This is a genomic window from Paragemmobacter ruber, from assembly GCF_009908315.1.
Classification (GTDB): Bacteria; Pseudomonadota; Alphaproteobacteria; order Rhodobacterales; family Rhodobacteraceae; genus Paragemmobacter; species Paragemmobacter ruber.
Window position 1 is genome coordinate 509,513 of record NZ_JAAATW010000002.1, and the last position, 22,208, is coordinate 531,720.

Here is a 22,208-nt window from a genome sequence, read left to right on the forward strand (position 1 = left end):
ACCTTATGTGGATAACTGGCAACAGGTGTTAAGGTGGCGCAAGGCATGGCGGAGATGGGAAGGCGCAGCCACCATATCCGGTGGTTGCGCCCCTGTCGCAGCACTCGCCGTGGGGCGAGGGTCGCCGGATCAGTTCGTGCAGGGGATCGGGATTTCCACCACCTCGCCGCCCTTGCGGTTGCGGATGGTGCAGACGCGTTCGGCCTCGACCTCGATCACCTCTTCAGGGGTGATGCCGAGGAGGGAGGCGCTGTCCACCTCGATCTTGTCGTCGATGCCTGCGGTATCGGCCCCGACGAGCGAGAGCGCGAGCCTGCCGGTGGCCTGGGCCTGGGCAAGGCGGGCCACCTGTTCGGGGGTGGCCTGCACCGTCACCGTCTGGGCGACGATGGCCCCGCCGGTGGTGGCGCCTGCGGCGGTCTGGTCAATCGCGATGACGTTGACGCTGCTTTCGATCAGGCGGGTGATTTCGCGGCTGCCGTCGCTGCCGGTCCAGTACACATCGACATAGTTGCCCGGATAGACGAAGCCCGACACGCCCGAGGAGGCGTTCACGCTGATGGCGAAGGCGCGCTTGCCATCTTCCAGCGCGCCGGTCAGGCCTGCAGGCTGACCGGGTTCGGTGATCTTGACCGCAAGGATGGGTTCGTGGGTTTCCATCGGGCGCAGGACGTAGCGGGGGCGTTCCTCATCCGGCGGGAAGAGCAAGGCCTCGTCGCTGAAGGTGCCTTCGGGCAGGGCGTTCTTCTGCCAGAAGATCTTTTTCACATCTTCGGCCAGCAGCGGATCGCCGTAGCGCAGCGGCTTGGTGACGACGTAGACCTCGACCAGTTCGCCGACCTGCGCGCGGAAGGCGCGTTCGCGATCCAGCTGTGACGCCGTCTGGTTGATGTAGCCCTGTGCCATGTAAACGGCAAAGCCCGCCAGCGCCACGCCGACGAGCAGGACCAATCCGAAGATCATACGCATTGTCTGTTGCCTCGATGTGTTCCGCGCCACTGCGGGCGGGTTGAAGATGAAGCCGCGCCCCGGTGGGGGTGCGGCGGAAATGGATCAGTTGTCGCGGTTGCTGGACGCCACGACGTCTTCGGCGATGCCGTTCGTCGCGGTCTGCGTGGAGGCGCGGATCGTGACCATCAGCGGGATCGCGAGAAGGACCACGGCTGCAGCGAGGACCACCCAATCGGCGGTCACGGCCCCATCTTCTTCGGTGCGGAAGGTGGTGAGGCGGTCTTTGTCTTCCTTGGTGTCGGTCATGTCCGAACTCCGGTTCGCGCGCCGTTCTGTGGGCCATCTGGCCCGCGCGGCTATGCTGTCACTCGTTCTGGGCCTTTTTGTGGCTGCGGCCAGGCTTTTGGCCTGGCCGCGCTGAGATCGTCGCCTTGCGAGGAGCGATCAGTTGTTCGAGTTGGTGATCACGTCAGCGCCGACGTTGCCGGCGGCGGTGCGGATCGACGAACCCATGGTGCTGGCGATGATGATGCCCAGAGCGACAACCGCGCCGGTCAGCACAACCCAGTCAACCGTCACAGCGCCCGACTCGTCGTTCTTGAAGGATTTGAAGATGTTCAGCAGTTTCATGGTCGTATTCCCTTGGTTCAGGTTCAGGTTTCAGGTCTTGCTCACAACCGCGCCGGGGTCTGTCGGTCCGTTTCGTTCGTTCCGTCTTCCGTTCGGTATGGGTGCATATGGCCCCCGAATCGTGGCGGCAGTTGGGTGTGAGGTGGGCATTTTCCGCCACATGTAGATTTTTAGGGTATGGCCGCCTAACCGATTGAAAACACACAAAACAAAGTCAGGGCGCCCATACTTTCGTTTGGGTTTTTATGCTTTCGGCTGGCAAATTTGGCGATTTTGCCACGTTTTTTCCGGGTGGGAGTGGCGCGAAACCCTGTTTTCGCGGATACTTAGGGTTGCAAGAGGCAGGCACAGACAGGAAAGGCATCCGGCAGAGATGCGATTCCGGGCAGCAGTTCTGATCGCGGCGATCGCGATATCGTCGGGTGATTCCGCCCCTGCCGAGGGGCTGGATCCGGCACGGGATTTCACGTTCAAGCGGGTGAAGGTGGGCGAGCGGCCACCGGGCGCGCGCGGGCTGGTGCAGATCGACCCGGCCGAGCAGGCGCGGCTTCTGGCGGCGCTGCCCAAGACGAGCGCCCCGCATGCCGAGCCCGCCTTGCCGCCGGTCGAGGCCGGTGCGCCGGGGGCAAGCCCCGCCCCTGCTGCCCCCGCCCCGGCCGAGGCGCGCTATGCGTGGTTCTGGGATGCGGTGCCTGCGGGGATCGAGGATCTGTCGGGCCGGTTCCCGCTGGCGCTGGCTGCGCTGACGCAGGGGCCGGATGGCGCGAAGGTCGCCGCGCCGCGCCTGCAGGACATGCAGCAGTTGGCCGACAGCTATGGGGTGGAGCTGCTGAAGGCCACGGTGGGAACCGAGGTGTCGCCCGCGCTGGCGCTGGCGGTGATGGCGGCGGAAAGCGCGGGGCGCGCGGATGCGGTCAGCCATGCCGGGGCGCAGGGGTTGATGCAGCTGATCCCCGCGACGGCGGAACGGTTTGGTGTGGCCGATGCGATGGACCCGGTGGAGAACATAAAGGGCGGTGTGGCCTATCTCGACTGGCTGATGAAGCATTTCGACCGCGACCCGATCATGGTGATCGCGGCCTATAATGCGGGCGAGGGGGCGGTGCGCGCCAATGGCGGGGTGCCGCCCTATGCCGAGACGCGGGATTATGTGCCCAAGGTTCTGGCCGCGTGGCAGGTGGCACAGGGGCTGTGCCTCACCCCGCCCGAGGTGGTGAGCGATCCCTGCGTGTTCCGGGTGATTTCGGCCAGCAACTGACGGGCGTGACGCCGGACCTTTGGGCGCGGGTCAGACGGCGAAGACATCCGCCCATTCGGGGTGCTTCTTGCGCTGGGCGTTCACGAAGGGGCAGAGGGGCATGATCTTTACCCCTTCGGCGCGGGCATCCTGAACCAGCCGGGTGACGAGGGCGAGGCCGGCGCCGGTGCCGCGAAAGCTGTCGGGGACACCCGTGTGATCGGCGATGATCAGCGTGGGCGAGGTGATGGAATAGGTCAGCTCTGCCTCTTCCCCGTTGTGGCGGATGACATAGCGACCCTTGGTCGTCCCGTGTTCGCGTGTGATCTCATGCGTCATCGGGAAGCCTTTCTTCGGGGGCGTGCGACGGGCGCGCGCCCTGCGTGCCAGAGAGCCACCTTTGCAGCACAGGCGCCACGCGGCGGTCAAGGCGGCGCAGCAGGCTGCGGGCGATGATCGCGCCAACCGTGCTGACCACGGCGGTTGACAGGAAGAGGCCTGTTGTCGTCTGGACGAAGTGATAGTCGATGTAGATCGCCGGGACGTGCAGAAGATAGATGTAGAGCGACAGTTTCCCCAGTTCGAGGAAGGCCCGTGCCAAGAGGCCGGGCAGTCGCAGGCGCGGGATGACGACGAGCAGGATCGTCGGGATCAGGATCGCCTCTTGCACGCTGAGGCCGGATTCGTGCCAGTCTACAAGGCAGGAGGCCGTGGCCAGCGCGATGACGATCAGCTTGCGCGCCCGCGTGTCGGCAAAGGCGGCGCACCAGCCGAGGGCGGCCAACTGGATCATCCCGAGCGGCAGGCGGATCATGGCTGCATCCAGATCGCCAAAGGGGGCAACCGCGATGACGGCGGTCAGTGCCGCCGTGACGAGGCTGCCCGCCCGGAACGCAGAGGCCGCGACCCAGCGGCGGACCGGCGACAGCGTGAAGGCGAGGCAGATCAAGAGGATGGACTGGGCATAGGCCGCGACGAACCAATAGGGTTCGAGTAGGGATGCGGGGGGGGCAGGACCGAAGGCCGCGGGAAGATTTGCCACGAGCGCGATCCACTGCCAGTCCACCTCGACCCGCAGGGCGAGGAGGGCGAGTATGGTAAAATAGGCCAGAAGCAGGGGGCGCAGCATGGCATCGAGCGTGCGCAGGACGCGGCCCTCGGTCAGGGCGTGGACCTGGTGACGGGCGAGCGAATAGCCCATCAGGATGGTCAGCGCGAACACACCGCCGCCGGTGACCAGGTCGGTCGTGTGCAGCAGGATCACCCAGAAGATGGCGATGACGCGGATCACCACATCGCTGCCGATGGTTTGCCAGCGTAGACGATCGGCAAGGCGATCTGCGGGGCGATCCGCGGCGGGGGGCCGTGCCAGATCGCGCAGGGGGAGGCGATCCCATCCCTCGGGGACGGTGCCGCGGGTCTTCATCAGGTGCAGTTCCACCTCGAGATAGGCAAGGCTGCCACCGCCGAGATCACGGAAGCTGCGTGCGGGGTCGATGTCGGGAAGGGCGAGGATGCCCTGCAGCGTTGCGATCAGGTCGCCCGCTGCGGTGGGGCTGGTGGGGGCGGGCTCTGGTTCGGGATCGGTGGACAGGATCCGATCGGCGCGGCGGTGGAGTTCGGCATAGTCCACCTTGCCTGAGGGCAGGAGCGGTGGCGCAGGCAGGTGCTGCGCACGGACCATATCGCGCAAGAGGCCGTAGCGCGCGGCCGTGTCCCGGGCCAGCGTGCCGGTGTCGGTTTCGGTGAACAGGACGAGGCCGCGATCATCGCCCGCGACGCGCAGGCGGTGGCCTTCGCGGCGCAGCGTGGCCTCCACCTCATCAAGCCCGATGCGCAGGCCATTGAGCTTCACGAAACGGCTGCGCCGCCCGACGATCTGGAACAGGCCTTCGGGCGTGCGCTGGGCGACGTCGCCGGTGTGCAGGATATCGGTCTTGCGGGCTGTGGCCAGATCGGCCCGGGCAAGCGCGTAGCCGATCATCACGTTCGGGCCCTGATAGAGCAGTTCGCCGGGCTGGCCGGGGGTGGTGATCTCTTGCCCGTCCTCGCCCATGATCCAGAGGCGGCCGCCGGGGATGGGCTTGCCGATCGTATCGCTGTGCGACAGGGCCAGCGCGGGGGGCAGATAGGCCATGCGGGGGGCTGCCTCGGTCTGGCCATACATCAGGAACAGCTGCCAGCCTTCGGCCTGTGCGCGGCGGGCGAAGCGCTGTGCCGTCGCCGGATCGAGGCGGCCGCCTGCCTGTGTGATGGTGCGCAGGTGGGGCAGAGTGGCGGTGTCGAGCCCCACCTTTTCGAGCAGGTCGAACTGGGTGGGAACAAGGGCGAGGGAGGTGATGGACTGCGCGCGGGCCAGCGCCCAGAAGGAGGGATCGGTGAGCGGGGCCTCGGTCACGGCAAGGCGCGCGCCCACAGACAGATGCGTGTGCAGCACCGACATGCCATAGGAATAGTGCAGGGGCAGGGTGGTGATCGTACGGTCGTCGGGGCGGATGCCGAGGTATTCGATGATGGATGCGGCATTGGCCTGCAGATTGGCCCCTGACAGCTTGACCAGTTTGCTGGCGCCGGTGGTGCCGGAGGTGGACAGAAGGACGGCGAGATCGTCGCAAAAGGCAGCTGGGCCGGGGTCGCCTGCGGCGGGGTGGGCCATGGGGCCGGTGACGATCAGGTTGGGGGCATAGGTGGCGCGGATCGCATGGTCTGGCCGTGCCTCGCCCTCGGCCAGCAGGATCACCGGCCAGCCTGCGCGCAGGCAGCCCAGATAGGCGGTGATCGCAGGCAGGCTGCGCCCCAGTTCCAGCGCCACAAGCGGGCGGGTCACGGCGCGGGGAAGGCAGGTGCGGGCGCGGGCGGCCCAGTCATCGGCAGCGTGGGCCAAGGCGGCGTAGGACAGGGTGACGCCTTCGCCGGTCAGGGCGGGCATGTCGCCGTATCGTTCCAAGGCCGACCAGAACGGGCCGACGTGCGTTTCCATGCCTTGCCTGCTCCGACCGTAGCCCGCCCCGCGGCAGGTTCATTAATACTGATCAAGCTGGGCGGAAGCGAGGCAAAAGAGAGAAAAGGCTGGTGCGGCCGCGGTTTCCGCGAGGGTCATTGTGGCAGGGTCGCGGTGGGTGCAGGCCTGGGGGGAATTGCCCGCCCGGCCTGCACCGAAGGGTTGCGCCGTCAGGCGACGATGGTCGCCTCGGTCGCGGCGCGCAGGTCTGCCTCGGTCACGCCATCGGCCAGTTCCACCAGCCGCAGCCCACCCGGCACCACATCCAGCACGCCCAGATTCGTGATGATGCGGTTGACGACGCCCTGCCCGGTGAGCGGCAGCGTGCAGCGCTTGAGCACCTTGCTTTCACCATGTTTCGAGGTGTGGTCCATCACCACAACCACCCGGCCCACGCCGGCCACGAGGTCCATCGCGCCGCCCATCCCCTTGACCAGCTTGCCGGGGATCATCCAGTTCGCGAGATCGCCGTTTTCGGCAACCTCCATCGCGCCGAGGATGGCCATGGCGATCTTGCCGCCGCGGATCATAGCGAAGGACTGGGCGCTGTCGAAAAAGGCAGTCTGCGGCAGTTCTGTGATCGTCTGCTTGCCGGCGTTGATCAGGTCGGGGTCTTCCTCGCCCTCAAACGGGAAGGGGCCCATGCCCAGCATCCCGTTTTCAGACTGCAGCGTGACGTTCACGCCGTCGGGGATGTAGTTCGACACCAAGGTCGGGATGCCGATGCCGAGGTTCACATACCAGCCATCCTGCAGTTCCTGCGCCGCGCGGGCGGCCATCTGGTTGCGGTCCCACATTATGCTTGCTCCTTCTTGCGCACGGTGCGCTGCTCGATGCGCTTTTCGTGTTCGCCCTGGATCAGGCGGTGGACATAGATGCCCGGCAGGTGGATGTGATCGGGGTCGAGGGAGCCGAGCGGGACGATCTCTTCCACCTCGGCCACGCAGAGCTCGCCGCAGGTGGCGGCGGGGGGGTTGAAGTTGCGGGCGGTCTTGCGGAAGACGAGGTTTCCGCTGGGATCGGCCTTCCACGCTTTGACGATCGACAGGTCCGCGACGATGGCGCGTTCGAGGATGTAGGTCTTGCCGCCGAAATCCTTGTGTTCCTTGCCTTCGGCGATGACGGTGCCCACGCCGGTACGGGTGTAGAAGCCGGGGATGCCCGCGCCGCCTGCGCGCATGCGTTCGGCCAGCGTGCCTTGGGGGTTGAATTCCAGCTCCAGCTCGCCCGACAGGTACTGGCGCATGAATTCGGCATTCTCGCCCACATAGGACGAGATCATCTTCTTCACCTGACGGCTTTCCAACAGGATGCCGAGGCCGAAACCATCGACGCCCGCATTGTTGGAGGCGACGGTGAGGTTCTTTGTCCCCGCTTTGCGGATCGCGGCGATCAGAAGTTCGGGGATGCCGCAGAGGCCAAAGCCGCCTGCGGCGATGGTCATTCCGTCGAACAGCGCGCCGTCCAGCGCGGCTTCGGCGCTGGGATAGACTTTCTTCATGCGTTTGGCTCCCACAAACTGACGCCCGCCATATGGAACCGGGGCGATTGCCCTGTCAATTGCCGCGCTGCGGCGTGGCGCGTGACGGGGGGGCGCCTAGCGGGTGGCGGTGAAGAGCGTGGTCGCCTCGTCAGCCTTCAGAAGGAGGCTGCCGTCGGGGGCGATGTCGAATTGCGTGACGCGGGCGAAGGCGGCGTAGACGGCGGCTTCGGTGGCCATGAGCGGCTCGGGGCAGGCCATGCGGGTGCCTGCCATCGGGCCGAAGGTGAGGCCTTCGCCGGTCAGCGTGTAACTGCCCGCGTATCGGTTGCAGGCGGCAAGGCCCGCGATGCGGCCTGCATCGAAGGCAAGGGTGACATCGGCCCCTTTCGCGAGCGCCGCCCCGTCAAGCGTGGTCACCACCCATTCGCCCGCCAAAAGCCGGGCCGGATCGCCCGCGCATCCGGGCAGGTCGGCCCCGTCACGGTTGAGGGTGACGGTGAAAGGGTAGGGCATCCCGCTCATGCTGTCGCGGCAGAGGGTTTCGGTCAGGCGCAGGGGGCCTGCCGCCGTGGGGTAGAGGCGCGCGCCATCCGCGACGCTGGGTTCGGTGAAGGGGGCGGTGAGGGTGAGGCCTTCCATATCGGTGTAGGTGCTGCCCTCGGGCGTGACGGTGAGCGACCAGAAGGGTTCGTTGCCGCGGGCAGTGAAGGGCAGAAGGTCGGCGCTGTCCTGCGCGTGGGCGCCGGCTGTGGTGGTCGCGGCGAAGGCGGCGGCGATCATGGCGGTACGGCGGGGGGGCATGGCGCGCTCCGGTCTGGTGGGGCAAGGACTTTGGGGCAAATGCGACATGCGTCAGGTTAGCCCAGTTGGCGCCACGCGCAAAGCGGGTTGCAGGGTCGGGACGGGCTTTCCCTTGGTGCGGCGAGTTGCTAGGCAAGCCAAGGATCGCGCCTGCCCGCGTGGTGGAATGGTAGACACAGGGGACTTAAAATCCCTAGGCCGGAAGGCCGTGCCGGTTCGAGTCCGGCCGCGGGCACCAGATCCGGGTCAGGTTGGGCCAAGTCGGGACGGGGCGGCGTGACGGCGGAGTGGCGTCTGGGTGTTCCTTGACCGGCAATGACTGGCCCTGACTGGCCGTGACTGGCCATGGCTCCCTGTGGTCGCCGGTGCGGCGGGGCCTTTGTTGCGGGGGCCTGCCTCTGGGCTTCGCGTCTGTGTCTCTGCCACAAAATTATCTTAATGATACTTAAGGTTTGTGGTATCGTCTGGCGGCTATACACGGTAGGGTTGTTTGTATTGATAGTCACGCACGTTAGGCGGTCTGGCGGGCCGCGCGTGGAACGCGCGCGGCGAAAGACGGGTTTCCAAGGCAGGCGGGGTGATCATGAAGATCTTTGCCGTTGATGACGACGATGTTTTCAGTGAAATCCTTCGACAGAAGCTGCGCCTGATCGGATATGGCGATGTCACCTGCCTGCAGGATCCGCTTGCGGCGCAGCAGGTTCTGGCCGAGGCTGCCGAAGCGTTTGACTGCATCCTTCTGGATATCGAGATGCCGGGCCTGAACGGGGTGGAGTTGTGCGGGCGTATCCGCGCGCTGCCCGCCTATCGCCACACGCCGATCATCATGATCACCTCGCTCGCCGGGCGGCAGAGCATCGACATGGCCTTTCAGAATGGGGCTACGGATTACATCACCAAACCCATCGACACGCTGGAGCTGAAGGCGCGGCTGCACGGTGTGGAACGCCTGCTGGACGAGCGCAAGCGCCTGCAGATGCTGGAATATCAGATCAGCCTGCAGACCGATGTGGTGCCTCTGGACTTTGCTTTCGACCAGCCGATCCTTGTGCCCGAGTTTGACCGCGGGATCGAGTTTCATGCCTTGCAGAACTATCTGCTGACGCTTGGGCTGAAGGGGCTTTACTCCGTCTCGGCTGTGGCGATCTGCATCGAGAATGCGGTGCTGACCTATCGCATCGCGTCGCGCGTGGCGTTTCGCAACATGCTGGCTGATGTGGGATCGGTGATCGAGGATTGCCTGAAAACCGAAAGCCTGTTGATTGCCTATGCGGGCAGCGGGAACTTTGTGGGCATCGTGACCGGCACTGCGGATTGGGTGCCTGCCGATCTGGAGTTCGAGATGAACGCCAAGATGGAAGAGTTCAGTCCGATCTATGTGTCGGAACGCCTGCCCCTGCCGCGCATCCGGGTGGGGCCGATGGTGAGCAATTCGCTTTTGTCGCTGGCGCGGCCATCGCAGGTTCTGGACCGCGCCATCGTGGCGGCGGGAAGCCGGAGCGGCCTGCCAAGGATGGGGATCGCCTGACGGGCGGGGATCAGGTAAATTCCTTGATCGCCTCCATCGCGACATAGGTGGAGGTGGAGGCGACATGGGGCAGGGCGCTGATGCGTTCGGCCAGCACGCGGCGGTATTCCTGTATGTCGCCCGTGCGGACCTTGAGCAGATAGTCAAAGCGCGAGGCGATCATGTGGCATTGCTCCACCTCGGGGACGGCCAACACGGCGCGGTTGAAGGCCTGCAGCGCAGCTTCGCGGGTATCGGAGAGCTTCACCTCGACAAAGGCGACGTGGGCCTGTCCCATGCGGATCGGGTCCAGAAGGGCGCGATAGCCGGTGATGACGCCGGTTTCTTCCAGCCGTTTCAGGCGCGCTTGGGTGGGGGATTTCGACAGGCCGATGCGGCGGGCCAGTTCGGTGGCGCTGATGCGGCCATCGGTGGCGAGGATGCGGAGGATCGCTTCGTCGAAGCGGTCAAGCGGGATGCGGTCGATTGGCATGTTTGGCACCGGAAATGCAGGCGAAACGGATAGCGATCGGGCGATCTTCGGGAGGAAATGCCGCCTTCTCTGCGGTATGATAGGCGAAATGGAGGATTTTGCCTATGCCCCGCGATCATGCCGATACCCCGTGGACCCGGATCGAGATGGACAGCCTTTCCGATGAGGCGGCGCTGGTCCGTCGCCTGATCGAAGAGGCGGGGCTGGACGCGGCTGCGCGGGCGCGGATCACCGCGGCCGGGGCGGGGCTGGTGCGCCGGATCCGGGACAGTGTGAAGCCGGGGTTGATGGAGGTGTTTCTGGCCGAATACGGGCTGTCCACCGAAGAGGGCGTGGCGCTGATGTGTCTGGCCGAGGCGCTGCTGCGTGTGCCGGATGCCGAGACGATGGATGCGCTGATCGAAGACAAGATCGCGCCGTCCGATTGGGGGCGGCATCTGGGGAAATCGGCCTCGTCCCTGGTGAATGCGTCCACCTGGGCGCTGATGCTGACCGGCAAGGTGCTGGAAGATCGCGAGCCGGGGGTGGTGGGGCATCTGCGCGCCGCCGTGAAGCGGCTGGGCGAGCCTGTGATCCGGCGCGCGGTGGCGCAGGCGATGAAGGAGATGGGGCGGCAGTTCGTTCTGGGCGAGACGATCGAGGCCGCGATGAAGCGGGCGAGCGAGCTGGAGGCGCGGGGATACACCTACAGCTACGACATGCTGGGCGAGGCGGCGCGCACCGAAGGGGATGCGCGGCGCTATCATCTGGCCTATTCCAAGGCGATCACCGCGATTGCGGCGGCGGCGAAGGGCGCGGATATCCGCGCCAATCCGGGGATTTCGGTGAAGCTGTCGGCGCTGCATCCGCGCTATGAGGTGGCGAAGCGCGCGCGGGTCATGGCGGAACTGGTGCCGCGTGTGCGGGCCTTGGCAGGGCTGGCCAAGGCGGCGGGGCTGGGCTTCAACATCGATGCCGAGGAGGCGGATCGTCTGGCGCTGTCGCTTGAGGTGATCGAGGCGGTGTTGTCGGATGCGTCTCTGGCGGGCTGGGACGGGTTCGGGGTCGTCGTGCAGGCCTATGGGCGGCGGGCTGGGGCGGTGATCGACTGGCTTTATGCGCTGGCCGAGCGGCTGGACCGGAAGATCATGGTCCGGCTGGTGAAGGGCGCCTATTGGGATGCCGAGGTGAAGCGGGCGCAGGTGTTGGGGTTGGACAGCTTTCCCGTCTTCACGCGCAAGCAGGCGACGGATGTGAGCTATATCGCCAACGCGCGGAAATTGCTGGGGATGACCGACCGCATCTATCCGCAATTCGCCACGCATAACGCGCATACGGTGGCGGCGATCCTTGAGATGGCCACGGACAAGCGGGCGTTTGAATTCCAGCGGCTGCATGGGATGGGCGAGCGGCTGCATGATCTGGTGCTGACGGATGAGGGGACGCGCTGCCGCATCTATGCGCCGGTGGGCGCGCATCGGGACCTGCTGGCCTATCTCGTGCGGCGGCTGCTGGAGAATGGGGCGAATTCGTCCTTCGTGAACCAGATCGTGAATGACGAGGTCCCGCCCGAGGTGGTGGCGGCCTGCCCTCTGACAGCGATGGAGGGGATGGCGGCGGTGGCCAATCCGGCGCTGAAAACGGGGCCTGCGCTGTTTGGCGCGCGGGTGAATTCGCGCGGCTTCGATCTGACGGATGCGGGGCATCTGGCAGCGATCGAGGCGGCGCGCGCGCCTTTTGCCACGCAGCGCTTCGAGGCGGGGCCGATGATCGCGGGGCGGCCTGCGGGGGGGCTGCGGGTCGAGGTGCGCAACCCTGCGACGGGCGATCTGGTGGGGCATGTGGTGCAGGCGGGCGCGCCGGATGTGGAAACCGCGCTGCGGCTGGCCGAACCCTGGGCGGCGGCTGTGCCGGAGCGGGCGGAAGTGTTGCGCCGGGTGGCGGATCTGTACGAGGCGGAGTTCGGGGCGATCTTTGCCCTGCTGGCGCGCGAGGCGGGCAAGACGCTGGCCGATGCGGTTGCGGAGTTGCGCGAGGCGGTGGATTTCCTGCGCTACTATGCCGATGGGGCGGCGGGGCTGACGGCGCCCGCGCGGGGGGTGTTTGCCTGTATTTCGCCCTGGAACTTCCCCCTCGCGATTTTCACGGGGCAGATCGCTGCGGCCCTGGCTGCGGGGAATGCGGTTCTGGCCAAGCCTGCGGAACAGACGCCGCTGATCGCGGGCCTTGCGGTGGGTCTGATGCACAAGGCGGGGGTGCCGGTGACGGCGCTGCAACTTCTGCCCGGGGAGGGGCCGGTGGTGGGGCGGATGCTGACCTCTGACCCGCGCGTGGGCGGGGTCTGTTTCACGGGGTCCACCGAGACGGCGCTGATGATCCGCCGCGCGATGGCCGCGCATCTGGACCCGACCGCGCCCTTGATCGCGGAAACGGGCGGGTTGAATGCGATGCTGGTGGATTCGACCGCCCTGCCCGAACAGGCGGTGCGGGATATCCTTGCGTCGTCCTTCCAGTCGGCGGGGCAGCGCTGTTCGGCGCTGCGCTGCCTTTATGTGCAGGAGGATGTGGCCGAGACGGTGCTGGAGATGCTGTCGGGCGCGATGGATGAACTGGCCTTGGGCGATCCGTGGGATCTGACCACCGATGTGGGGCCGGTGATTGATGCCGAGGCGGCTGGCACGATCCGCGACCATGTGGCGGCGGCGCGGGCGGCGGGGCGCGTGGTGAAGGAGATGGCGGCGCCCGTGGCGGGAACCTTCGTCGGGCCTGCAGTGATCCGGGTGGACGGCATCGCGGCGATGACGCGCGAGATTTTCGGGCCGGTGCTGCATGTGGCCACCTTCCGCGCCGATGAGATCGACCGCGTGGTCGATGCGGTGAATGCGACGGGCTATGGCCTGACCTTCGGGCTGCACACACGGATCGACGACCGGGTGCAGCGGATCGTGGAGCGGCTGCGGGTGGGCAATACCTACGTGAACCGCAACCAGATCGGCGCGGTGGTGGGAAGCCAGCCCTTTGGCGGCGAGGGCCTGTCGGGGACGGGGCCGAAGGCGGGGGGGCCGGATTACCTGACGCGCTTCACGCGGGCAGAGGTGGCGCAGGTGGCCGCAGACGGGCAGGCGGCATCAGAGGCCGATGTGGCGGCGGCCTTGCGCGCAGCGGGGGCGGGGGCGGGGCCGGTGAGCCACGATCTGCCGGGGCCCACGGGGGAATCGAACCGCCTGACATCGGTGGCGCGTGAGGCGGTGCTGTGTCTGGGCCCGGGGCGCACGGCGGCGGCCGAGCAGGCGGCGGCGCTGCGTGGTCAGGGCGGGGTTGCGGTGGAGGCGGCGGGGCTGGAGCCTGCGGCGCTGGGGCGGCTGGCGGGCTTTGCCGGGGCGGTCTGGTGGGGCGGGGCAGAGGCGGGGCGGCCTTACGCGCAGGCGCTGGCGGGCCGGTCGGGGCCGATCCTGCCCTTGATCGGGGGGATGCCGGATCGGGGCCATGCGCGGCTGGAGCGGCATGTCTGTATCGACACCACGGCGTCGGGCGGGAATGCGCAATTACTGGTGGAGGTGGCCGGGGCATGAGCTTTGCGGTGGCAGGAGAAGGGGGCTGTCTGCCCCCTCTGGGCGCGCGGCGCCCATTCACCCCCGAGGATATTTGAACAACGGGGAAGGGGCGGGGGCGGTGGTCACCCTTGACGGGGGGCCGCGCGGCAGGCCAGCCTAAGGCATCATGTTTCCCATCCGCGATCACAACCCGTCGGGGCGGACGCCCTTTGTCACCTTCACCCTGATCGCGGTGAATGTGATCGTCTTTCTGTCCTACTGGCTGACGCTGCCGGGCGAGGTGGCGCTGGGGCGGTTTTTCCTGACCTGGGGGCTGGTGCCCGCGCGGATCGGGTTCGGCGATGGCTATGAGACCTTCGTCACCTCGATGTTCCTGCACGGGGGGTGGATGCACCTGGCGGGCAACATGCTGTTTCTTTTCATCTTCGGGGACAATCTGGAAGATGAGATGGGGCATCTGCGCTTTGCGCTGTTCTATCTTCTGTCCGGGCTGGCGGCGGCGGGGCTGCAATTCGCGGCGGAGCCTGCGTCGATGATCCCGATGGTGGGGGCCTCGGGCGCGATTGCAGGGGTGATGGGGGGGTATCTTCTGCTGTTCCCCAAGGCGAAGGTGGATGTGCTGTTCATCTTCATCGTCTTTTTCCGCATCCTGCCCATCCCGGCCTGGATCATGCTGGGCCTGTGGTTCGGCTTTCAGGTGATCAATGGCGCGATGGCGCCCGCCGATGTGGGGGGCGTGGCCTATTGGGCGCATGCGGGCGGGTTCGTGGCGGGGCTGGTGCTGGCCTTGCCCCTGTGGCTGCGGCGGGGCGGGCCGGCCTTCTGGAGCCGCACGCAGGGGGCGCCGCCGCATCCCGAGGTGGCGTACCCTCTGGTGCGGACGCGGGTGCCGCGCATCCGGCGCGGCGGCGGGCCAGGACCGTGGGGATAGGGGTCAGGCGCCGCGGATGATCTTGCGGAAGGGTTCGAAAAGGGCCTCGTTGCCGCAGATGACGGCGCCTTTCTGCAGCGGATCGTCTCCGTCGCGGATGGCCGAGACGAAACCGCCCGCCTCGCGCACGAGGAGGAGACCCGCCGCGATGTCCCATTCGTTCAACTCGCGTTCCCAGTAGCCGTCGAACCGGCCCGCCGCGACATAGGCGAGGTCGAGCGAGGCCGCCCCCCAGCGGCGCACGCCCGCGCAGGCGGGCATCAGGCGGGCGAGATCCTGCAGCATCGCAGGCAGTGTGGATTTCGCGCCGAAGGGCACGCCCGTGGCGAAGACGGCTTCATGCATCTCGCGCCGGCCCGACACGCGCATGCGGCGGTCGTTCATCCAGGCGCCCGCGCCCTTTTCGGCCCAGAACAATTCGTCCTTGGCCGCGTCATAGACGACGGCCGAGACGATCTCGCCCTTGTGTTCCAGCGCGATGGAGATGGCCCAGTGCGGCATCCCATGCAGGAAATTCGTGGTGCCATCCAGCGGATCGACGATCCAGCGGCGGGTCGGATCCTGCCCGTCCTGCGCGCCGGTCTCTTCGCCCAGCCAGCCATAGGTGGGGCGCGCGCCGAGGAGTTCTTCCTTGATCAGGCGTTCGGATTCGCGATCGGCCCGGCTGACGAAATCGCCCGGTCCCTTGGCGGAGACCTGAAGGTTCTCGACCTCGCGGAAATCCTTGACGAGCGTGCGGCCCGCCTTGCGGGCAGCCTTGATCATCAGGTTGAGGTTCGCGCTGCCTTGCATGGGCGGGCTCCGGGGTGGGTGGGATCAGGGCAGGGGCATTACACGGGGGAGGCGCGGAAGGGAAGGGGGTGCGGCGCGGCGCGCAGGTCTGGCGTCGAAAAGATCATTTGCGCGACTCATGCGGCAGGTCCCATCATCACGTCGCCGTGAGCGGCGCCGTTTTCCTGTATGTCGACCCTTACCAGTGCCGGAGGAGTAACGATGGCTGTTGTAACGATTGCGAATGCCGCGCCGCAGTATCAGTGGTGGCCCGATCTGTTCGAGGTGGATTTTCTGGAGGGAAGCCCTGCGGTCACCCGAGAGGCCACCCGGTTTGCGGTGACATGGACGTCACCCGAGTACGGGGTGGTGGAGATCGTGTTCACCGGGAGCGGGCTTGAGTATTCATCCGGCGCTTTCCCGGAAGGCGGCCGGCTGATCGGCGGCACCATGGCGGGGTTGACCGTGCGGGTGGGTGGCACGGTCTGGCTGACGGCGACACAGCTCGACAAGTCGGCCGAGGATGTCGATCACATCTGGCTGGGCTGGGAGCGGCGGGGCCAGTATCGCGAGGGCGATACCTTCGACCTGTGGACCCTGCTTCTGAATGGCAATGACCGGATCAACGGCAGCGACGCCGGCGATGACATCATCGCCGGGCGCAATGCGGGCAATGACACGATCTTTGGCGGCGGCGGGCGGGATTTCATCAAGGCCGATGCTGGGAACGATGTGATCGACGGGGGTGATGACCGCGACACTTATGCGATGACCGAAAGTTTCTTTGACATTTCGGCCTTTCGCGGGGCGGTGATCAATCTTGCCACGGGCACCGCCATCGACAGTTGGGGCGGGACGGATACGCTGACCAACATCGAGCGGGTGCAGGGGTCGCGGCTTTCGGATCAGTTCACGGGATCGGCGGCGGATGAGCAGTTTTCGGGTCTGAAAGGGCGCGACACCATCGTGGGGGGCGCGGGCAACGACATGGCGCGCTATGACCGGGATGCCGAATATGGCGGCCTGCGCGGCGTCACCGTGAACCTGACGACCGGGCAGGCGCGGGACGGCTGGGGGCAGTTGGACACGCTGAGCGGGATCGAGAATGTCTATGGCACGCGGCGGGCGGACACGATCACCTGCAATGCGGCCAACAATTACATCATCGCCGATGACGGCGTGGACGTGATCGACGGGCGCGGCGGTTCCGATACGGTGGAATTCTGGAGCGACTTCGTCACATCGGGCGCGGTGGTGGATCTGTCGCGGGCCTCTGGGCAGGTGCGCAACGATGGCTTTGGCAATGTCGAGACGCTGGTCAGCATCGAGAATCTGTATGGCACCTTCCGCAATGACAGCCTGACGGGCAGCAGCGGTGCGAACTTTCTGGAAGGCGATGACGGTGCGGATACGCTGTCGGGCGGGGGCGGGGCGGATACGCTGGTCGGGGGCGGCGGATCGGATCGGCTGACTGGCGGGGGCGGTGCGGATGATTTCCGCTTCAACACATGGGACGGCAACCCTTTTGGGGCGGATCGTATCACGGATTTCGTCACGGGCGTGGATGATCTGGTCTTTGATACCGCGGATTTCGCCGGGATGGATACCACGTTGCGCTTCGTCAACGGCACGCAGGCCGGGGGAAGCGGTGCGTCGTGGTTCTATTTCGACACGGCGACGGATCGCCTGTTCTGGGATCGTGACGGGATCGGCGGGGAGGCGGCGGTGCTGATCGCCACGCTGACCGGGGTGAACAGCCTGCAGGCGTTTGACTTCGAGCTGCTTTAGCTCGGGCAGGTCAGGCAGGAAGGGGAAGGGCGGCCCTCGCGGCCGCCCTTTTCCTTGGCCGTGCGGGTGGGGGGGCTGGACAGGGCCGACAGGCTGCGGCATGTGTGTTATAGTATAACATACGGAGATACGCCAATGTCGCACGTAGCCCCTGATCCTCGCCTGCCCGTCACCGTTCTGTCGGGGTTTCTCGGGGCCGGGAAGACCACGCTTCTGAGCCATGTCCTCAACAACCGCCAGGGGTTGCGGGTGGCGGTGATCGTCAATGACATGGCCGAGGTGAACATCGACGCCGATCTGATCCGGGCGGGGGCGGAACTGCATCAGGCGGAGGAGAAGCTGGTCGAGATGACCAATGGCTGCATCTGCTGCACCCTGCGCGATGACCTGCTGAGCGAGGTGCGCAAACTGGCCGAGGCTGGGCGGTTCGACCATCTGCTGATCGAATCGAGCGGGATTTCGGAACCCCTGCCGGTGGCCGCGACCTTTGATTTCCGCGATGCGGAAGGCGTCAGCCTGTCGGATGTGGCGCGGCTGGATACGATGGTGACGGTGGTCGATGCGATCAACCTGCTGAAGGATTTCTCCAGCCATGATTTTCTGGCCGCGCGGGTGGAGACGCCCGAGGGCGACGGGCGGGCGCTGGTCAACCTGCTGACAGAGCAGATCGAGTTTTCCAACGTCGTGGTGCTGAACAAGGTGTCGGATGCGGGGCCCGGGCGGGTGGATGCGGCGCGCAAGATCATCGCAGCGCTGAACCCGGATGCGCGGGTGATCGAAGCCGATCACGGGCGCGTCGATCTGGGCGCGGTGATGGGGACGGGGCTGTTCGATTTCGACCGGGCGGCGGAGCATCCGCTCTGGGCGAAGGAGTTGTATGGCTTTGCGTCCCATGTGCCGGAGAGCGAGGAATACGGGATCGAAAGCTTTGTCTTCCGGGCGCGGCGGCCCTTTGATCCGGCGCGCATCCATGCGGTTCTGAACGGTGATCTGCCCGGTGTGATCCGGGCGAAGGGGCATTTCTGGCTGGCCACGCGCCCCGACTGGGCGGCGGAATTCTCGCTGGCGGGGGCGGTGTCATCCGTCTCGCCGCTGGGGCGGTGGTGGGCGGCGGTGCCTGCGACGCGCTGGCCCCGCAGCGGGGCGGGGCTGGAGGAGGTGCAGGCACTGTGGGCAGAGCCCTGGGGCGACCGTCGGCAGGAAATCGTCTTCATCGGCCATGGCATGGACCGTGCCGCGATCACGGCGGCACTCGAGGCGGCGCTGGTGCCGGGCGCGTCCTTCGCGCCCGAGGCATGGGCCGGGATGGCCGATCCCTTCCCGCAGTGGCGGGCGGCATGAGCGGGAACCTGCGCTCGCCCCGGGCGCAGTGGCGGCGGGGCTGCCCCATGCGGGCGCATGATGCGCTGCCCGCGCCGCTGCGGCTGTGGCTGAAGGAGGCCGCGCTGCCCTGGTCGGCCCAGAGCGCGCGGCGGGTCTGGGAGCGTGAGGTGCGGCGGTCCGGCGTCGAGGGCGCGCTGCGGCGGCTCGCCGAGGTGGAAGCGGCCACGCTGGCCCGGGAGCGGGATGAGGTCTGGCGCGCTTGAGTCGGGCGTAGGATGGGCCGGGCGTAGGATGGGCAGGACTGCCCATCCTACCGGGACGCGCACAGCCGGGGCCGCGGCTCAGGAGCGTTGCAGCTTGACCGGTTCGCTGCGGCCGAGGCGCAGGAAATGCGCCATGAAGGGCTTGGCAGCATCCTCTTCCCGCGTCGCGGCATAGAGGCGGCGGGTGATCGTCTTGGGGCCGAGCGGGCGTGTGATGTAATCGGCATGGCTGCGCACATCGCGCAGCACCCAGTCGGGCAGGACAGCGACGCCCCGGTTCGATCCCACCAGCATCAGGATGACGGCGGTCAGCTCCACCGGGCGCTGACCGCGCGGTTCGATCCGGGCGGGTGTCAGAAGTTCGGTGAAGATGTCGAGCTTGTCGCGGGCAACCGGATAGGTGATCAGCACCTCATCGCGGAAATCCTCGGCCCCGACCCAATCCTTCGCTGCCAGCGGGTGGTCCTTGGAGGCCACGAAGGTAGGGTGATAATCAAAAAGCGGGTTGTAGACCACGCCATCGAGCCGCACGGGATCGGAGGAGATGACGAGATCCACCTCTTCGCGCAAAAGCGCGGGGATGGCGTCGAAGGCAAGGCCCGCGCGGATGTCCACGTCCACCTCGGGCCAGGCGTGGCGGAACTGTTCGAGCACCGGGAAGAGCCAGTCGAAACAGGCATGACATTCGATGGCGATGTGAAGCCGCCCGGTCTTGCCGGATTTCAGGGCGCGGAATTCCTCTTCCAGCGCGTCGATCTCGGGCAGGATGCGTTCGGCGAGTTTCAGCATCCTGAGCCCGGCCGCGGAAAGGCGCATGGGCTTGGACCGGCGGACGAACAGTTCCATCCCGGCCTGATCCTCAAGCCCTTTCACCTGATGCGACAGGGCGGATTGCGTCATGTTCAGGATTTCCGCCGCCCGGGCGAGGCCGCCCGCCTGATGGATGGCGCGGATGGTGCGGAGATGGCGAAACTCGAGATGCATTTATGATGCGCCGTTTTCATGTTGATGATGAGTATTATGAATTTGTCTCACATCCCGATTCCTGAGACAAGGGTGTCCGTGAACAGGAGCCGCTTGCCATGACCGCACCGCGTATCAGCTTTGAATTCTTCCCGCCGCAGACGCTGGATGCGTCTTTTCGGCTGTGGGAAACGGTGCAGGCCTTGGCCCCGCTGCGGCCGAATTTCGTGTCGGTGACCTATGGGGCGGGTGGCACCACCCGCAAGCTGACGCATGAGGCGGTGGGAACGATCCACCGCAACTACGGGCTGAAGGTGGCGGCCCATCTGACTTGCGTGGATGCGACGAAGGCAGAGACGCTCGAAATCGCAGAGGCCTATGCAGCAGCTGGTGTGACGGAGATCGTCGCCCTGCGCGGCGATGCGCCGAAAGGGGCCGCGCGCTTCACCCCGCATCCCGAGGGCTTTGCCTCCAGCGTCGAACTCGTCGAGGCGCTGGCGCGGACGGGCAAGTTCACCCTCCGCGTGGGCGCCTATCCCGAGCCGCATCCCGATGCCAAGGACAGCTTTGCCGATGTGGATTGGCTCAAGCGCAAGATCGACGCGGGTGCATCGAGCGCGATCACCCAGTTCTTCTTCAACGCGGATACGTTCTTCCGCTTTCGCGACGCCTGCGCCCGGGCGGGTATCCACGCGCCGATCATCCCGGGCATCCTGCCCATCACATCATGGGAGGGGGCGAAGAAGTTCGCTGCGCGCTGCGGGACGCAGGTGCCGGGCGCGCTGGACGATGCCTTCCGCATCGCTGCCCGCGACGGGCGCGAGGAGTTGCTGGCGCTGACGCAATGCACCACGCTCTGCGCCCGGCTGATCGAGGGCGGGGTGGAGGATCTGCATTTCTACACCCTGAACCGCCCCCATCTGACACAGGCCGTGGTGCGGGCGCTGGGCATCAGCCCGGATGTCGCGCTGGAAAAGGTGGCCTAACGGAACTTCCCTGTCCCCAGGGAAGTGGCAGACTGGGCGCCCGCACCCGACCCCGACCCCCGGCCTGCACGGCTCCCGCAGGCGGGGGCAGGGGTCTTCGGCGGGGCGGGCGCCCATTTTTGCCGGGGGAGGTGGTCTTTGCCCGCCTGATCTTCGCCCCGATCATCGCCCCTATTTTCGCCTTGTCTTCATCTTGGCCGGAAATACCCCTGGGGTCCGGGGGCTGGCCCCCGGTCCAGCCTTTCCCGCCCTCGGCTGGGCAGGGATGGGGCGGCGCGCGGTGGTTGCGGGGCGGGCACGGCGGGATTAACGTCGCGGGCAAATGACCCAAGGAACATGCCCGTGGCCAAGCCCATCTTCATTTTGAACGGACCGAACCTGAACCTTTTGGGGTTGCGGCAGCCGGAAATCTATGGCCGCGCGACGCTGGAGGATGTGGCCGAGGATTGCGCCACCCTGGCCGAGGAACTGGGTCTGACGATCCGCTTCCACCAATCGAACCACGAAGGGCAACTGGTCGACTGGATCCAGTCGGCGCGCAGCGAAGGGGCGGGCATCATCATCAACCCGGCCGCCTATAGCCACACCTCGGTGGCGATCATCGACGCGCTGAACGCCTTCGAAGGACCGGTGATCGAGGTGCATATCTCCAACATCCACAAACGCGAGGCGTTCCGGCATCATTCCTATGTGTCGGCCCGGGCGGATGGGGTGATCGCGGGGTGCGGGACTGAGGGCTATCTTCTGGCGCTGCGCCGGATGAAGACGATGGTCGGCGCATGATGCTGCCCCCGAATCGCTTCAAGCGGGCGTTGAAAGAGGGGCGGCAGCAGATCGGGCTGTGGAATTCCATTCCCGGTTCGCTGGTGTCGGAACTTCTGGCGACCTGCGGCTTTGACTGGGTGGTGATCGACACCGAACATGCCGTGACGGATGTTCCCGACACGCTGCCGATGATGCAGGCCATGGCGCCCTATCGCACGCAGGCGGTGGTGCGGCCTGCATCGAATGACCCGGTGCTGATCAAGCGGCTGCTTGATCTGGGGGCGCAGACGCTGATCATTCCTTATGTCCAGAACGCCGACGAGGCACGGGCGGCGGTGGCGGCCATCCGCTATGCGCCGCGCGGCATACGGGGGGTGGCTGGCCTGACGCGGGCCAGCATCTTCGGGCAGGTGGCGGGCTATCACCAGCGCGCGGAAGAGGAATTGTGCCTGATCCTGCAGGTGGAAACCGCCGAGGCCATGGCGCGCATCCCCGAGATCGCCGCCGTGGACGGGGTGGACGGGCTGTTCATCGGGCCGGCCGACCTTGCCGCCAGCATGGGCCATGCGGGCGACCTGCGACACCCGGATGTGGTGGCGGCCATCGAGGCGGGCATCCGCGCCATCGTGGCGGCGGGCAGGCCGGCGGGTATCCTGACGCTGGACCCTGCTTTCGCGCAGACCTGCATCGGCTGGGGGACCACCTTTACCGCGGTCGGCATGGATGTGGCGCTGCTGGCGCAGGGGGCGCGGGCGCTGTCGGCGCGGTTTCGGCCGGAGTAG

At 66.6% G+C, this 22,208-nt stretch carries 21 protein-coding genes and 1 tRNA gene; 11 read left to right on the plus strand and 11 right to left on the minus strand.

Going from position 1 to position 22,208, the window contains the following annotated elements:
• Positions 1-129 precede the first annotated feature (129 nt).
• The 3 genes from cpaB to GU920_RS10870 all read right to left on the minus strand — a co-directional run bounded on the left by cpaB (position 130) and on the right by GU920_RS10870 (position 1,581).
• A complete protein-coding gene (cpaB, locus tag GU920_RS10860) occupies positions 130-969 on the minus strand; it encodes a Flp pilus assembly protein CpaB (RefSeq protein ID WP_161767029.1) in 840 nt (279 codons plus the stop codon).
• A gap of 84 nt (positions 970-1,053) precedes the next feature.
• Complete coding sequence (locus GU920_RS10865) at positions 1,054-1,257, minus strand: hypothetical protein (RefSeq protein WP_161767030.1); 204 nt, start codon at positions 1,255-1,257, stop codon at positions 1,054-1,056.
• 138 nt (positions 1,258-1,395) lie between these two features.
• On the minus strand, positions 1,396-1,581 hold the full coding sequence (locus GU920_RS10870; protein WP_161767031.1) for a Flp family type IVb pilin: 186 nt from the start codon (positions 1,579-1,581) through the stop codon (positions 1,396-1,398).
• Between the two features lie 373 nt (positions 1,582-1,954).
• Here GU920_RS10870 and GU920_RS10875 point away from each other — a divergent pair, with 373 nt between their 5' ends.
• Positions 1,955-2,839 carry a lytic transglycosylase domain-containing protein gene (locus tag GU920_RS10875; protein WP_161767032.1) on the plus strand — a complete coding sequence of 295 codons (885 nt, stop codon included), beginning with the start codon at positions 1,955-1,957 and terminating at the stop codon, positions 2,837-2,839.
• Positions 2,840-2,869: 30 nt separating this feature from the next.
• Here the strand turns inward: GU920_RS10875 and GU920_RS10880 are convergent, their stop codons facing one another.
• The 5 genes from GU920_RS10880 to GU920_RS10900 all read right to left on the minus strand — a co-directional run bounded on the left by GU920_RS10880 (position 2,870) and on the right by GU920_RS10900 (position 8,103).
• On the minus strand, positions 2,870-3,157 hold the full coding sequence (locus tag GU920_RS10880; protein ID WP_161767033.1) for a GNAT family N-acetyltransferase: 288 nt from the start codon (positions 3,155-3,157) through the stop codon (positions 2,870-2,872).
• The gene (locus GU920_RS10885; RefSeq protein WP_161767034.1) at positions 3,147-5,798 is read right to left on the minus strand and encodes an AMP-binding protein; all 2,652 of its coding nucleotides are present in this window, start codon (positions 5,796-5,798) and stop codon (positions 3,147-3,149) included. The genes GU920_RS10880 and GU920_RS10885 overlap by 11 nt, the downstream gene beginning before the upstream one ends.
• A gap of 191 nt (positions 5,799-5,989) precedes the next feature.
• Positions 5,990-6,619, minus strand: a complete 630-nt coding sequence (locus GU920_RS10890) for a 3-oxoacid CoA-transferase subunit B (protein ID WP_161767362.1) — start codon at positions 6,617-6,619, stop codon at positions 5,990-5,992.
• Positions 6,616-7,320, minus strand: coding sequence for a CoA transferase subunit A (locus tag GU920_RS10895; RefSeq protein WP_161767035.1), 705 nt, complete (start codon positions 7,318-7,320; stop codon positions 6,616-6,618). The genes GU920_RS10890 and GU920_RS10895 overlap by 4 nt, the downstream gene beginning before the upstream one ends.
• 96 nt (positions 7,321-7,416) lie before the next feature.
• The gene (locus GU920_RS10900) at positions 7,417-8,103 is read right to left on the minus strand and encodes an META domain-containing protein (protein ID WP_161767036.1); all 687 of its coding nucleotides are present in this window, start codon (positions 8,101-8,103) and stop codon (positions 7,417-7,419) included.
• 152 nt (positions 8,104-8,255) lie between these two features.
• Here GU920_RS10900 and GU920_RS10905 point away from each other — a divergent pair.
• Positions 8,256-8,341, plus strand: a tRNA-Leu gene (locus GU920_RS10905).
• Positions 8,342-8,686: 345 nt separating this feature from the next.
• A complete protein-coding gene (locus GU920_RS10910; RefSeq protein WP_161767037.1) occupies positions 8,687-9,631 on the plus strand; it encodes a response regulator in 945 nt (314 codons plus the stop codon).
• Between the two features lie 10 nt (positions 9,632-9,641).
• Here the strand turns inward: GU920_RS10910 and GU920_RS10915 are convergent, their stop codons facing one another.
• Positions 9,642-10,103: an Lrp/AsnC family transcriptional regulator gene (locus GU920_RS10915; protein WP_161767038.1), complete on the minus strand. Its 462-nt coding sequence runs from the start codon at positions 10,101-10,103 to the stop codon at positions 9,642-9,644.
• 104 nt (positions 10,104-10,207) lie between these two features.
• On the opposite strand from GU920_RS10915, the gene putA reads away from it, so the two are divergent.
• Positions 10,208-13,654 (plus strand): bifunctional proline dehydrogenase/L-glutamate gamma-semialdehyde dehydrogenase PutA, encoded by a 3,447-nt coding sequence (gene putA / locus GU920_RS10920; protein ID WP_161767039.1) that lies wholly within the window; start codon positions 10,208-10,210, stop codon positions 13,652-13,654.
• Positions 13,655-13,802: 148 nt separating this feature from the next.
• Positions 13,803-14,567 carry a rhomboid family intramembrane serine protease gene (locus GU920_RS10925; protein ID WP_161767040.1) on the plus strand — a complete coding sequence of 255 codons (765 nt, stop codon included), beginning with the start codon at positions 13,803-13,805 and terminating at the stop codon, positions 14,565-14,567.
• 3 nt (positions 14,568-14,570) lie between these two features.
• Here GU920_RS10925 and GU920_RS10930 read toward each other — a convergent pair whose 3' ends face one another.
• Positions 14,571-15,359: an inositol monophosphatase family protein gene (locus GU920_RS10930; protein WP_161767041.1), complete on the minus strand. Its 789-nt coding sequence runs from the start codon at positions 15,357-15,359 to the stop codon at positions 14,571-14,573.
• Between the two features lie 201 nt (positions 15,360-15,560).
• Between GU920_RS10930 and GU920_RS10935 the strand changes: the two genes are divergently transcribed.
• The 3 genes from GU920_RS10935 to GU920_RS10945 all read left to right on the plus strand — a co-directional run bounded on the left by GU920_RS10935 (position 15,561) and on the right by GU920_RS10945 (position 18,712).
• Positions 15,561-17,126, plus strand: coding sequence for a calcium-binding protein (locus tag GU920_RS10935; protein WP_161767042.1), 1,566 nt, complete (start codon positions 15,561-15,563; stop codon positions 17,124-17,126).
• Between the two features lie 135 nt (positions 17,127-17,261).
• Entirely contained in the window at positions 17,262-18,467 is a 1,206-nt protein-coding gene (locus GU920_RS10940) for a GTP-binding protein (RefSeq protein ID WP_161767043.1), read from the plus strand.
• A complete protein-coding gene (locus tag GU920_RS10945) occupies positions 18,464-18,712 on the plus strand; it encodes a DUF6525 family protein (protein WP_161767044.1) in 249 nt (82 codons plus the stop codon). Before GU920_RS10940 ends, GU920_RS10945 begins: the two co-directional genes overlap by 4 nt.
• A 78-nt stretch (positions 18,713-18,790) precedes the next feature.
• On the opposite strand, the gene GU920_RS10950 is transcribed toward GU920_RS10945, so the two are convergent.
• Positions 18,791-19,696, minus strand: a complete 906-nt coding sequence (locus GU920_RS10950) for a LysR family transcriptional regulator (RefSeq protein ID WP_161767045.1) — start codon at positions 19,694-19,696, stop codon at positions 18,791-18,793.
• Positions 19,697-19,794: 98 nt separating this feature from the next.
• Between GU920_RS10950 and metF the strand changes: the two genes are divergently transcribed.
• The 3 genes from metF to GU920_RS10965 all read left to right on the plus strand — a co-directional run bounded on the left by metF (position 19,795) and on the right by GU920_RS10965 (position 22,208).
• A complete protein-coding gene (metF, locus tag GU920_RS10955; RefSeq protein ID WP_161767046.1) occupies positions 19,795-20,661 on the plus strand; it encodes a methylenetetrahydrofolate reductase [NAD(P)H] in 867 nt (288 codons plus the stop codon).
• A gap of 336 nt (positions 20,662-20,997) precedes the next feature.
• A complete protein-coding gene (gene aroQ / locus GU920_RS10960) occupies positions 20,998-21,444 on the plus strand; it encodes a type II 3-dehydroquinate dehydratase (protein ID WP_161767047.1) in 447 nt (148 codons plus the stop codon).
• Positions 21,441-22,208: an aldolase/citrate lyase family protein gene (locus GU920_RS10965; protein WP_161767048.1), complete on the plus strand. Its 768-nt coding sequence runs from the start codon at positions 21,441-21,443 to the stop codon at positions 22,206-22,208. The genes aroQ and GU920_RS10965 overlap by 4 nt, the downstream gene beginning before the upstream one ends.

What these genes read in the sequence shown, in the direction of transcription:
- GU920_RS10945 (WP_161767044.1), top strand. Translation starts at nt 18,464, where the DNA reads ATGAGCGGGAACCTGCGCTCGCCCCGGGCGCAGTGGCGGCGGGGCTGC.
- cpaB (WP_161767029.1), bottom strand. Translation starts at nt 969, where the DNA reads ATGCGTATGATCTTCGGATTGGTCCTGCTCGTCGGCGTGGCGCTGGCG.
- GU920_RS10925 (WP_161767040.1), top strand. Translation starts at nt 13,803, where the DNA reads ATGTTTCCCATCCGCGATCACAACCCGTCGGGGCGGACGCCCTTTGTC.
- GU920_RS10880 (WP_161767033.1), bottom strand. Translation starts at nt 3,157, where the DNA reads ATGACGCATGAGATCACACGCGAACACGGGACGACCAAGGGTCGCTAT.
- putA (WP_161767039.1), top strand. Translation starts at nt 10,208, where the DNA reads ATGCCCCGCGATCATGCCGATACCCCGTGGACCCGGATCGAGATGGAC.
- GU920_RS10940 (WP_161767043.1), top strand. Translation starts at nt 17,262, where the DNA reads ATGTCGCACGTAGCCCCTGATCCTCGCCTGCCCGTCACCGTTCTGTCG.
- GU920_RS10895 (WP_161767035.1), bottom strand. Translation starts at nt 7,320, where the DNA reads ATGAAGAAAGTCTATCCCAGCGCCGAAGCCGCGCTGGACGGCGCGCTG.
- metF (WP_161767046.1), top strand. Translation starts at nt 19,795, where the DNA reads ATGACCGCACCGCGTATCAGCTTTGAATTCTTCCCGCCGCAGACGCTG.
- GU920_RS10865 (WP_161767030.1), bottom strand. Translation starts at nt 1,257, where the DNA reads ATGACCGACACCAAGGAAGACAAAGACCGCCTCACCACCTTCCGCACC.
- GU920_RS10900 (WP_161767036.1), bottom strand. Translation starts at nt 8,103, where the DNA reads ATGCCCCCCCGCCGTACCGCCATGATCGCCGCCGCCTTCGCCGCGACC.
- GU920_RS10910 (WP_161767037.1), top strand. Translation starts at nt 8,687, where the DNA reads ATGAAGATCTTTGCCGTTGATGACGACGATGTTTTCAGTGAAATCCTT.
- GU920_RS10885 (WP_161767034.1), bottom strand. Translation starts at nt 5,798, where the DNA reads ATGGAAACGCACGTCGGCCCGTTCTGGTCGGCCTTGGAACGATACGGC.
- GU920_RS10930 (WP_161767041.1), bottom strand. Translation starts at nt 15,359, where the DNA reads ATGCAAGGCAGCGCGAACCTCAACCTGATGATCAAGGCTGCCCGCAAG.
- GU920_RS10915 (WP_161767038.1), bottom strand. Translation starts at nt 10,103, where the DNA reads ATGCCAATCGACCGCATCCCGCTTGACCGCTTCGACGAAGCGATCCTC.
- GU920_RS10935 (WP_161767042.1), top strand. Translation starts at nt 15,561, where the DNA reads ATGGCTGTTGTAACGATTGCGAATGCCGCGCCGCAGTATCAGTGGTGG.
- GU920_RS10950 (WP_161767045.1), bottom strand. Translation starts at nt 19,696, where the DNA reads ATGCATCTCGAGTTTCGCCATCTCCGCACCATCCGCGCCATCCATCAG.
- aroQ (WP_161767047.1), top strand. Translation starts at nt 20,998, where the DNA reads ATGCCCGTGGCCAAGCCCATCTTCATTTTGAACGGACCGAACCTGAAC.
- GU920_RS10965 (WP_161767048.1), top strand. Translation starts at nt 21,441, where the DNA reads ATGATGCTGCCCCCGAATCGCTTCAAGCGGGCGTTGAAAGAGGGGCGG.
- GU920_RS10875 (WP_161767032.1), top strand. Translation starts at nt 1,955, where the DNA reads ATGCGATTCCGGGCAGCAGTTCTGATCGCGGCGATCGCGATATCGTCG.
- GU920_RS10870 (WP_161767031.1), bottom strand. Translation starts at nt 1,581, where the DNA reads ATGAAACTGCTGAACATCTTCAAATCCTTCAAGAACGACGAGTCGGGC.